Origin of the sequence: Allobosea sp. CCNWLY174, assembly GCF_037120455.1 — a bacterium.
Lineage (GTDB): Bacteria > Pseudomonadota > Alphaproteobacteria > Rhizobiales > Beijerinckiaceae > Allobosea > Allobosea lupini.
The window spans coordinates 330605-341412 of record NZ_JBBBBQ010000005.1 but is presented as its reverse complement, the minus strand read 5'-3'; the positions used below and the strand labels follow the sequence as shown (position 1 = coordinate 341412).

The 10808-nt window shown below is 66.8% G+C and carries 12 protein-coding genes; 5 read left to right on the top strand and 7 right to left on the bottom strand.

Going from position 1 to position 10808, the window contains the following annotated elements:
• Nucleotides 1–432 (top strand): DNA translocase FtsK (locus V7S63_RS17840; protein ID WP_336531171.1); only part of this gene is annotated, 432 nt, incomplete at its 5' end.
• A gap of 185 nt (nt 433–617) precedes the next feature.
• On the opposite strand, the gene V7S63_RS17835 is transcribed toward V7S63_RS17840, so the two are convergent.
• Nucleotides 618–1247, bottom strand: a complete 630-nt coding sequence (locus tag V7S63_RS17835) for a hypothetical protein (RefSeq protein WP_336531170.1) — start codon at nt 1245–1247, stop codon at nt 618–620.
• A 48-nt stretch (nt 1248–1295) separates the two neighbouring features.
• Nucleotides 1296–1604, bottom strand: a complete 309-nt coding sequence (locus V7S63_RS17830; RefSeq protein ID WP_336531169.1) for a hypothetical protein — start codon at nt 1602–1604, stop codon at nt 1296–1298.
• A gap of 122 nt (nt 1605–1726) precedes the next feature.
• Here V7S63_RS17830 and V7S63_RS17825 point away from each other — a divergent pair, with 122 nt between their 5' ends.
• Entirely contained in the window at nt 1727–1990 is a 264-nt protein-coding gene (locus V7S63_RS17825; RefSeq protein ID WP_091843380.1) for a hypothetical protein, read from the top strand.
• Nucleotides 1991–1996: 6 nt separating this feature from the next.
• Here the strand turns inward: V7S63_RS17825 and V7S63_RS17820 are convergent, their stop codons facing one another.
• The 4 genes from V7S63_RS17820 to V7S63_RS17805 all read right to left on the bottom strand — a co-directional run bounded on the left by V7S63_RS17820 (nt 1997) and on the right by V7S63_RS17805 (nt 6895).
• On the bottom strand, nt 1997–3388 hold the full coding sequence (locus V7S63_RS17820; protein ID WP_336531168.1) for a M20 family metallopeptidase: 1392 nt from the start codon (nt 3386–3388) through the stop codon (nt 1997–1999).
• 23 nt (nt 3389–3411) lie between these two features.
• Entirely contained in the window at nt 3412–4308 is an 897-nt protein-coding gene (locus V7S63_RS17815) for an ABC transporter permease (RefSeq protein ID WP_336531167.1), read from the bottom strand.
• Between the two features lies 1 nt (nt 4309).
• Nucleotides 4310–5227 carry an ABC transporter permease gene (locus V7S63_RS17810; protein WP_100959308.1) on the bottom strand — a complete coding sequence of 306 codons (918 nt, stop codon included), beginning with the start codon at nt 5225–5227 and terminating at the stop codon, nt 4310–4312.
• Between the two features lie 141 nt (nt 5228–5368).
• Nucleotides 5369–6895, bottom strand: a complete 1527-nt coding sequence (locus tag V7S63_RS17805) for an ABC transporter substrate-binding protein (protein ID WP_336531166.1) — start codon at nt 6893–6895, stop codon at nt 5369–5371.
• 286 nt (nt 6896–7181) lie between these two features.
• Here V7S63_RS17805 and V7S63_RS17800 point away from each other — a divergent pair, with 286 nt between their 5' ends.
• Together V7S63_RS17800 and V7S63_RS17795 are read left to right on the top strand one after the other, a co-directional pair.
• Nucleotides 7182–8162 carry a LysR family transcriptional regulator gene (locus tag V7S63_RS17800; RefSeq protein WP_336531165.1) on the top strand — a complete coding sequence of 327 codons (981 nt, stop codon included), beginning with the start codon at nt 7182–7184 and terminating at the stop codon, nt 8160–8162.
• Nucleotides 8159–9604, top strand: coding sequence for an SNF2-related protein (locus V7S63_RS17795; RefSeq protein ID WP_336531164.1), 1446 nt, complete (start codon nt 8159–8161; stop codon nt 9602–9604). The genes V7S63_RS17800 and V7S63_RS17795 overlap by 4 nt, the downstream gene beginning before the upstream one ends.
• A 125-nt stretch (nt 9605–9729) precedes the next feature.
• On the opposite strand, the gene V7S63_RS17790 is transcribed toward V7S63_RS17795, so the two are convergent.
• Nucleotides 9730–9912 (bottom strand): hypothetical protein, encoded by a 183-nt coding sequence (locus V7S63_RS17790; RefSeq protein WP_091843359.1) that lies wholly within the window; start codon nt 9910–9912, stop codon nt 9730–9732.
• Nucleotides 9913–10035: 123 nt separating this feature from the next.
• On the opposite strand from V7S63_RS17790, the gene V7S63_RS17785 reads away from it, so the two are divergent.
• A complete protein-coding gene (locus tag V7S63_RS17785; protein WP_336531163.1) occupies nt 10036–10797 on the top strand; it encodes an SDR family NAD(P)-dependent oxidoreductase in 762 nt (253 codons plus the stop codon).
• Nucleotides 10798–10808 lie beyond the last annotated feature (11 nt).

Below are 10808 nucleotides of genomic sequence, written 5' to 3'. Positions count from 1 at the left end.
CTGCTCGGCCAGGGCGACATGCTCTACATGGCCGGCGGCGGGCGGATCACCCGCGTGCACGGCCCGTTCGTCTCGGATGCCGAGGTCGAGAAGGTCGTGGCGCATCTGAAGACGCAGGGGCGGCCGGACTATCTCGACGCGGTCACGGCCGAGGAAGACGGGGCACCGGCCGAGGACGAGGACGGGGCGGTCTTCGACAAGAGCGCCATGGGCGCCGAGAGCGACGACCCCTATGAGCAGGCGGTGGCGGTGGTGCTGCGCGACAAGAAGGCTTCGACCTCCTACATCCAGCGCCGCCTGCAGATCGGCTACAACCGCGCCGCCTCGATCATGGAGCGGATGGAGAACGAGGGCATCGTCGGCCCCGCCAACCACGCCGGAAAACGCGAAATCCTCGTCGAAACCGGAAGAGCCAGGGAAGACGAGGAGTGAGCGGCGACGACCTCGGAGAATGTCTCTTCTTTGATTTGCTGATTTTGGAAAAGCACGGGTTGTCCCGGGTGACCGAAGGGAGACCCGGGACCCATTCCGGAACCTCTTTCGGAAAGGCACAGGCATGGATCCGGATCGCCGCTTCGCTACGTCCGGGACGACATAGAGTTGGGGTGGACGGCGGCTCAATCCGGCCAGGACAGCAGGATCTCGTAGGCGGTCGGTTTGACGAGGCGCATGTCCGGGTTCGACGAGGAGAATTCCTTGTCGCCGGAGAGCCGGTCGAGCGCCTTGGCGTCGGCGCCCTTCGGATAGCCGAAACGGATCGTCAGCCTGCAGCCGCCGAAGGCCTTGGCGAGCTTGCCGCCCTGCCAGTCGGCGGCGGTGCCGGAATAGTCCCAGTCGAAGCCGAGGATGCTGAAGGGCTTGCCATTGGCGGCCTCGACCGCTGCGAGGGCACTGCCGATGGCGAGGCGCTCGCCCGCCGGCCCGGCCACGGCCCAGGCCGAGCCGTCGCGGACATAGATCGTGGCGGTGCCGCGGCGCTTCTTGCCGTCGCGCCAGACCAGCTCTAGCCGGCGCCTTTTGTCCTTCGGGAAAAGGATGGCGCCGGCAGCCTTCTCGCCTTCGCCGATCTCGATGCGGGCGCGCTGGACGTTGGCGGCGCCGAAGGCCCTGATCAAGGCCGCCTCGTCAGCGTCGCGAGCGAAGGGGCCAGTGCAGGCGAGCAGGTCAGGCGTCTGCGCCGAAGCCGTTCCGATCAGGGCGACAAGCGTGATCGCCGCCAGTTGCGATGCCAGAGCCAGTGTCTTCATGCGGCACCCCCAACCGACGATGGCAGGCGGCTGATGGCGCCCCCCGCGTCAGATCTTGGGAGGCTTTGAAGCACGATCGAAGACGGGTGTCGCCTCGGTCTTGCCGGCCGGGTCCTGGCCTGTCGGGATGTCCTCGGCGGCGTGGCGGACAGCCTCTTCCTGCTCGGTCAATCCGTCCAGCGTGTCGTTGGCGTCGCTGCCTGCGTCGTGGACATTGGTCGTGTCGCTGGCGCGGCGCCGGTCGCTGATCGGCGCATCCTGGTCGGGGCGGACCGAGGCGTCCTCGGGCCGGACCGGATCGGTCTCGATGCGCTCGTCGAGCAGAGCGGGATTCTCGCGTGGCTTTCCATCCGGCATGGCAGTGCTCCTTGGCTGAGTGATTGCCGAACCAAAGCTGCGAGCCACTGCATTGTTCCGTGCCGCCTGCGGCGAACCTTCGCGGAGCAAGAGCGTTTATCGGGCATGCAAGGAGTGCCCGCATGACGACGATCCATCAAGCCGGCGGACCGCCGGGTGGCGTGCCGACCAGCCCTACGCCACCACCGGAGCTGCCGCCGATGAACCCCGGCGAGGTCGCGCCGGCACCGCCGATCGAGAATCCGCCGGACAACGAGCCGAACGGCATTCCGAACGATCCGCCGCCGGAACTGCCGCCGAATGCGCCGCCCGAAGGCCCCCCGGCATCGCCGATCGACCTGCCGCCGGCCCGCGATCCGCGCGAGCCGCAGGAGCGGGGGCGCTAGCCTAGCTCAGAGTGCCGGGCGGTCGCTTTCGCCGAGGTCCCAGTAGAGGCCGGCCATCAGGCCGAGCGCTTCACGCGGGATTGCGACCGGGACATGCTCGTTCGGGGCGTGCTGCGAGCAGCCGGGATAGGAGTGCGGCACCCAGATCGTGCGCATGCCGACGATATCCGCGAAGATGTCGTTGGGCAGGCCGCCGCCGAGATTGGGCAGCAAAGCCGGCTTCTTGTTGGTGCTCTTCTGCAGCGAGGCCAGAGCCCATTCCACCCACGGATCATCGGGATCGAGCCGCGTCGCGTTGAAGACCGCGTCGCGCGCCTTGGTGACTTCGACCATGTCGAAGCCGTGGCGCTTGAGGTGGCGCTGCAGCGCCGGGATGACGTCGTCCGGATCGATGCCGACGACGAAGCGCAGTGCGCAGCGGGCCCAGGCGCTCGGCGGTACCGCGTTGACGGGGGTCTCCGGTACGCCGGACTTCATCGCCAGCACGTCGAAGGAGCACCAGCCGAAGACCTGCTCGGCCGGAGACAGGCCAGGCTCGCCCCATTCCGGGTCGATGGTCGGGCCGTCCGGGCCGCCGTCGATCTCGCAATCGGCGAGGGCCTTGCGCACGGCCGCCGGCAATTCCTTCGGCACCCATTCATGGATGCGGATCTGCCCGGTCGGCGAGGTGATCGAGGCGATGGCGTGGGCGAGCTGGATCGCCGGGTCGGAGAGGATGCCGCCCCAGTTGCCGGAATGGTGGCCGCCCTCGCGGGCGTTGATGGTGAGATCGAAGGTGACGCCGCCGCGGGCGCCCAAAAAGATGGTCGGGCGCTCGGCATTGAGACGCGGCCCGTCGGAAGCGATCAGCACGTCCGACTTGAACAGCTCCTTCTGCTCGGTGCAGAGCTCGCGCAGGCCGGGCGAGCCGCATTCCTCGCCCATCTCGATCAGGTATTTGACATTGAAGCCGAGCGTGCCGGCGCGCGTCTCCAGCACGGATTTCAGCGCGCTGATGTTGATCAGGTGCTGGCCCTTGTTGTCGACGACGCCGCGTCCGTACCAGCGGTCGCCGCGCTCGGTGAGCGTCCAGGGCGAGAGCCCTTCCGCCCACTGTGCGTCGAGGCCACGGATGACGTCGCCGTGGCCGTAGCCGAAGATGGTCGGCAGGCCCTCGGCCTCGATACGCTCGGCGAAGAGGAAGGGGCCCTTGGCCTTGGGGTGGTTCAGCGTCCGGCAGGAGAAGCCGAGGCTCTCCAGCAGCGGCTGCATCTCCTTTTCCAGATACTCGGTGAGCACCGGGGCGCGCTCGGGGTTCTGGCTCTCGGTCGGCATTGCGACGAGCCGGGTAAGGTCGCTCTTGAAGCTGCCGGAGTCGAAATAGTCGAGCGCATGGGCGATCGCCTTGGCGCGGGTCATGGTGGTCACTCCGTCAGAAAGGATCAGTTGCGCTTTTCGGGCGAGATCACGTCGCGCAGGCCGTCGCCCGCGAGGTTGATCGCGAAGATCAGCAGGGCGAGCGCCGTGCCGGGCAGGGCGATCAGCCAGAACGAGAAGAACATGTAGGCCTTGGCCTCGGAGACCATCAGACCCCACGACGGCAGCGGCGGCTGCACGCCGAGGCCGAGGAAGGAGAGGGCCGCCTCGAGCAGGATCGCGCTAGCCGCCTCCAGCGTCGCCACCACGATCAGATGCGGGGCGATGTTGGGCAGGACCTCGCGCAGGATGATCCGGGTCGTGCTGGCGCCGGAGGCCTGCGCCGCGGTGATGTAGTCAAGCGAGCGGACCTGTTGCGTCGCGCTGCGCATCACCACGGCGAAACGGTCCCATTTCAGGAGACCGAGCACTAGAATGACGATCCAGAGCGAGGAGCCGATGATGGCGACGACGGCGAGCGCGACCAGGATCACCGGCATGGCGAGACGGGTGGTGACCATGAAGGTCACGGCCATGTCGATGCGGCCGCCGAAATAGCCGGCAAGCAGGCCCATGGTCGTGCCGATAAGGCCGGCGATGGCGACGACGCTGATGCCGATGATCAGCGAGATGCGGGCGCCATAGAGCAGGCGCGAGAGATAGTCGCGCCCGAGCGGGTCGGTGCCGAGCGGATGGAGCCAGTTGCCCTTCTCGTACCAGAACGGCGGGACGTTCCGTGCCGTCAGGTTCTGCAGATAGGGATCGTGCGGCGCGAGCACGGGCGCGAGCAGCGCCAGCACGATGAACAGCACCAGGAGACCGAAGCCGAACAGGAAGGATTTCTGGGCCAGCGCCCGGCGCAGCAGGCGGCGCCCGCCGGTGACGTCGCTGGCTGTAAGGGGGAGGGAGGTCGCGTCGCTCATCTCAGGACACCCGGATACGCGGATCGAGCCAGGCATTGGCGATGTCGGCCAGCAGCGTCAGCAGGACGTAGACGACCGAGAGCAGCAGGACGATGACCTGCATGACCGGGAAATCCTTGTAGGTGATGCTCTGATAGGCGAGGTAGCCGAGGCCATCGAGCGCGAAGATCGTCTCGATCACCACCGAGCCGCCGAGCAGGAAGCCGAGCTGCACCGCCGTCAGCGCGACTACCGGCACTGCGGCGTTGCGCAAGGCATGGGTGATGACGACGGCATGGGACGACAGCCCCTTGGCGCGGGCGGTGCGGATATAGTCGGCCGAGAGCACCTCGATCATGCCGGCGCGGATCAGGCGCATGAAGGCCGGGGCGGTGTAGTAGCCGAGCGCGATCGTCGGCATGACGTAATGCAGCCAGGTCCCGGAGCCGGAGACCGGCAGCCAGCGCAGCGTGATCGAGAACAGCATCACCAGGATCAGCGCGAAGAAGAAGTTCGGCATCGCCTGGCCGAAGACGGCGATGGCGAGCGCCAGCCGGTCAATCCAGCTATTGGCGTAGATCGCCGCGAGCACGCCGAGCGGGATCGAGATCAGAAGCGCGAAGGCGAGCGAGGAGAGGCCGAGGATCAGCGTCACCGGCAATTTGGCGAAGACCAGCGAGGAGACGTCGGTCTTGAAATAGATCGAGGTGCCGAAATCGCCTGACAGCGTCTTCAGCAGCCAGTCGAGATACTGGACGACGAGTGGCCGATCGAGCCCGTAGGTCTTGCGGATGACGTCGAGATCGGCCTGCTGCGCGCCCTCGCCGGCGATCGCGACGGCGATGTCGCCGGAGAGGCGCAGCAGGAAGAAGGCGATGGCCGAGACCGCGAGCGCGACGAGCAGCGCCAGGCCGAGCCGTTTGACGATGAAGCCGAGCATGGCTGCTTCCACTTGCGAAGGTCATGTCCGCGCCGGGCAATGAAAAGGCCCCGGCGCGTCATGGTCGGCCTTGAGCCGACCATCTCTTTCAGGAGATTCTCGGGTCTGCGCTTCGCTTCGCCCGAGAATGACGCTTGCGCGTCACTTCCAGCCCATCTCCCAGAAGCGGACGAGCTCGTCCGGATAGGCCTTGAAGTTCAGGTCCTTGTTGGCGACGTAGTAGACCGGCAGCGAATAGAGCGGCACGGCATAGGCCTTGTCGGCGATGATCTTCAAGCCGGCCTTGTAGGCCTCCTTGCGCACCGCCGGATCGACCGAGTTGTTGCCCTTCTCCAAGAGGTCGCGGACCTGCGGATCGCGGGTGATGTCCTCGCTGCGGAAGGCGAAGTAGTTCGGCGTCGCGGCCGAGACGTCGTTGACCGAGAACGAGCCCCAGGTCTGGTGCGTCAGCATCGCCTTGTTGGTGGCGATCTGCTCGCGCATCGCGGCGTATTGCAGGAAGCGCAGATTGGTCTTGATGCCGACGGCCTGGAGATAGCCGATCAGCGCCTCGGTCTGGTTGCGCTCGCGATAGGCGACGATGTCCATGCTCAGGCTGGGATGGCCGGCTTCCGCCAGCAGCGCCTTGGCCTTGGCCGGATCGTAGGGATAGCGCGCCGCGCCCTCGTCGGTGCAGCCGAACTGCGAGGGGAAGCAGATCGTGTTGATGACGCGCGAGCCCGTGCCGACGATGTTCTTGACCATCGCCTCGCGGTCGATGGCGTGGATGATCGCCTTGCGCACGCGCTCGTCCTTGAGGGCGGGGGCGGGCGTGCCGTCGAGGATGTTCATCTGCATGAAGACGATGCGCATCGTCTCGCCGGAGACGACCTGCAGCGTCGGGACGCTCTGGAGCTGGTCGGCCTGGTCCTTCGGCACGTGCATGATCAGGTCGGCGCCGCCCGAGAGCATCTCGGCCATCTGGGTCTGGCGGTCGGGAATGAAGCGGATCTCGAACTTGCCGATCTTGGGCTGGGGCTTCGGCGAGTCCTTGAAATAGTCCTTGTTGAGCTCGAGTGTGATCGACTTGCCCGGCACGTAGTTCGAGACCTTGTAGGGGCCCGAGCCGACCGGCTTCTCGTTCTGGCCCTTGGGCCCGACCTTCTCGTAATACTCGTTCGGATGGATCACGACCGGGCCGGCGAGATACTCGATCGCGGCCGGGAAGATCTCCTTGGTGGTCAGCCTGACCTTGTACTTGTCGAGCTTCTCGGCCTTGGCGATCCAGTTGACGTTGCCCTGGGTGACGACCTTGTTCTCGGGCTTGGAGATGAAGTTCAGCGTGTAGACGACGTCGTCGGCGTCGAACTCCTCGCCATTGTGGAACTTCACGCCCTCGCGCAGCTCGAACTCGATGGTCTTGTCGTCGACCTGCTTCCAGCTCTTGGCGAGCTGGCCCTTATACTCGTTGGTGGCGGGGTCGCGGTAGATCAGCGTGTCCCAGACATTGGCGCCGATGATCACGCCGATGCGGACATTGTTGAAGAACGGATCGACGCTTTCGGGCGCCTGGTCATAGGCGAAGCGGACGGTGTTGGCAGCCTTCTGGGCCAGGGCGGGCGTGGTAAAGGCGGTCGCAGCCAGAATGGTTGCGGCCAGGGCCGTTGAGGCCTTGTCGAAAAAGCGCATGTTTTCCCCTCGCAGCGTTGTCGCTTGTCTCGTTCGGCGGGCAGCCTCGGGCCACCGTCACGCCGGCGACACAAACTCTGCACAGCTTCGTGCTTGCCGCCATAAGAATGAATCGAAAGGATCGTTGCCGAGACGGCAATGCCTTGCTACGGCAGCCATCTTCTCAGCCCTCATCCTGAGGAGCCGCGTCAGCGGCGTCTCGAAGGATGCTCCAGGACGCTCCGGAACCAGCTGGAGCATCCTTCGAGACGCGATCTGCGATCGCTCCTCAGGATGAGGGCTGAGCATGTCGGAAGTGGTAGCCGAGGTTCATGACGTGCAGACTCCGGCCTTGCGGTATTTCCTGGCGGTGGTGCGGACCGGCTCGATCAGCGCCGCGGCGCAGCGCCTGCGCGTCGCCGGCTCGGCCGTCAGCCGCCAGATCGCCAATCTCGAAAAGGAGCTGGACGCGGCGCTGTTCGAGCGGCGCTCGCACGGCATGATCCTGACCCAGGCCGGCCAGACGCTGGCGGCCTACGCGCAGCGGCTCGAACTGGAGAGCGAGCAGGTCGTCAGCGAGATCCGCGAACTGCGCGGTGCCAGCAAGGGCCTGATCCGGCTCGGCGTCACCGAGGGCTTTGCGGTCAGCTTCATTCCGGAGGTGATCTACGCCTTCCGCCAGCAGCACCCGGACGTCGCCTTCGACGTCAAGGTGATGTCGCCGCAGGTCGTCACCGAGCATGTCCGCACCGGGGCGATCGACCTCGGGCTGACCTTCGTGCTGCAGCAGGAGCGCGGCGTCACCATCAACTGGCAATGCGCGGCGCGGACCTATGCCTTCGTCGCGCCGCACCACCCGCTGGCGGGCAAGGAATCGATCCGGATCGAGGACATCTTCGTCCACCCGGTCGCGGTGCTCGACAGCGAGGCGACGGTACGCAAGATCGTCGACATCTATTTCTCGGCGCGGGGCCTTACCGTCGAGCCGGTGCTGGTCTCGACCAACGTCGCGGGGCTCGGGCATTTCTGCAAGCTCGGCGGCGCGGTGATGTTCGCGAGCTCGATCGCCTTCGGCGCCTCGATCCGCGACGGCTCGGTGGTGGCGCTGCCGCTCCGGGATGGCGACCTGCCGCCGCGCAGCCTGCAGATCCAGAGCATGTCGGGCCGGGCCTTGCCCAAGGTGGTGACCAATTTCTTGAGCGTGCTGATCGAGGAGCTGCAGCACGCCGATGTGCTGGCAGCGATGGCGACCGAGCGGGCTCCGGCTCCCGAGGCCCGGCAGGCATGAGCGTTCCCGTGAAGGCCGATGCGCCCGAGATCATGGTGCCGCATCCTCACCAGCTCGTCGCGCGCGAGGCGATCCTGGCGGCGCGGGCAGCGGGCAAGCCCGGCTTCCTGCTTGGTGACCTCACCGGGCTCGGCAAGACGCTCTCGGCCTGGCTCGCCATCTCGGCCATGCCCGAGCAGGAGGTGCTGGTGATCTGCCCGAAGGGCGCGATTCCGCAATGGCGGCGCACCATCGCCCATGCCGGCCTGCCGGCGAAGAAGCTGACCTTGATGAACTTCGAGCGGACGAAGTCGCTGCTCGCGCCACCGCCGGCCTCGAACAAGCGTTCGACCCGGGCGAAGAACAACGAGCTCGCCAAGCACGGCACGCCGAAGCGGGTTTGGCCGCTGGTCGTGATCGACGAGGCCCATCGCATCCGCAATCCGAATTCGCAGCAGGGGCTGGTCTGCCGGCAGATGGCGGCCGCTGCGCAGTTCACGATCTATATGAGCGCGACGGCGGGGCAGGCTCCGCACGAACTCTCCTATCTTGCGCGATTGCTCGCCGAGGCGACGGGCGCGCCGGGCGGCGATCTCGACGGTTTCCGGGCGCTGATGAAGCGGCTGAAGATCGGCAAGGCCAAGGGGCGCTGGAAGAACTGGAGCTGGGAGCCGAACGAGAGCGACCGAAAGGTGATGGCGGACCTGCTCTATCGCGGCGCCAACGCCATCGGCCTGCGTCGCCGGCCGGAGGAGATCGCCGGCTGGCCGGAGGTGCAGCGCGAGCTCGCTCCCGTTGCGCTCGATAGCGCCGAGCGCAAGCTCTACGACGCGACCTGGCGCGAATTCCGGCGCGAACTCGGCCTCGCCGGCGGTTCGACCCGGAAGCCCGCCGGCTGGGCCGCTGATCTGCGCTTTCGCCAGAAGGCGAGCCTGCTGCGCACCGCCGGCACGGCCGAATTCTGCCAGGATCTGCTGGAGAATGACGAGCAGGTCGCGATCTCCGTCGCCTTCCTCGAAACCGGGGCGATGCTGGCCGAGAAGGTTGCGGGCAGGGGCTGGCGCGTCGGCTCGATCACCGGCGAGCATTCCGGCGAAGCCAATGAGGAGACGCGGATCGCCTTCCAGACCGGCAGGCTCGACGCCGTCGTCTTCACCGTGACCGAGTCGATTTCGCTGCACCGGGCCGAGATGCCTGGCGGCGAACGCGAGCGGGCACTGGTCGTCCATGACCTCCGGCACAGTGCGATCCAGCTGCAGCAGATCGAAGGGCGCTGCCATCGCGACGGCCAGCACGCGACGATCTTCTATGCCTATGCCGAGGATACGGTGGAGGAGAAGGTCGCCGCGACCGTGCTCGCCCGCATGGCGGCGATGGAGGGCCTGGCCGGCGACGAGACGGCGCTCCTCGATGCCATCGCCGGGGAGGTCGAGCGGGCGGCGTTGGCGAGGGAGGCGGCGTAGGCGCTGCCCTTTCCCGTCATGGTCGGGCTCGTCCCGACCATCCACGTCTTTGAAGGTCGAAGGCCTCGTTCAAGACGTGAATGCTCGCCACAAGGGCGAGCATGACGGCGTGGGAGCGCTGACGCTCAATTCATCTGCGAGCGCGGCGGCTCGTCCGGAGCCCGCTCGCCGACGCGCTTGGCCTCGTCGACGACGCGCTCGGTTGCGCCGACGGCCTTGTACCAGAGGTCGCGCGTGTAGGCGCCCTGGTGGACGATGGCATCGTAGCCGATCGCGATGACCGCGATCACCAGCAGAATGCGAAACATGGGTATCCCCCGTCCGGAACGTTACTCGGCAGGAAACGCCTCGGCCGCGGCGGGGTTCCGCTGCGGCGAGGTTGACCATCGCCGCGCGGCATTGTCCCTTCCATCGGCAGGGAGACACGCGGAATGTTCGAGGATCTCAAGGGCAAGCGGGTTCTGGTGACGGGCGCTTCCTCGGGGTTAGGGGCGCATTTCGCCCGGCTGCTCGCGGGGAAGGGAGCGCATGTGGTGGCTGCGGCGCGCCGGACCGAGCGACTTGAGGAACTGGCGCGTGAGTGCGAGAGCTTGCGGGGCAAGGTCTTGCCGCTCGCGCTCGATGTGAGTTCGGCCAAGGTGATCGAGGCAGGCGTCGCCGAGGCTGCCAGGCTGCTCGGCGGGCTCGACGTGCTGGTCAACAATGCCGGCGTCGGCGAGACGGAAGCTGCGCTCTCGGTCAGCGAGGCGCAGTGGGACAGCCAGATCGACGTCAACCTGAAGGGCTGCTTCTTTGCGGCGCAGGCGGCGGCGAAGCTTATGGTGGAACAGGACGGCGGCGGGGCGATCGTCAACATCGCCTCGATCCTGGGCGAGCGCGTCGCCGGCAAGGTCGCACCCTATGCGATCTCCAAGGCCGGGCTGATCCAGATGACCAAGGCGCTGGCGCTGGAATGGGCCCGGCACAAGATCAGAGTCAACGCGCTGGCGCCGGGCTACATCGTCACCGACATCAATCGCGCGTTCTTCGCAGGGGAAGCCGGCGAGGCGCTGAAGAAGCGCATCCCGATGCGCCGGGCCGGTGAGCTCGATGATCTCGACGGGCCGCTCCTGCTGCTCTGCTCGGAGGCCGGCCGCTACATGACCGGCGCGGTCGTCGCGGTCGATGGCGGGCATCTGGTCAGCGGATTGTAGGTGGCCGGAAC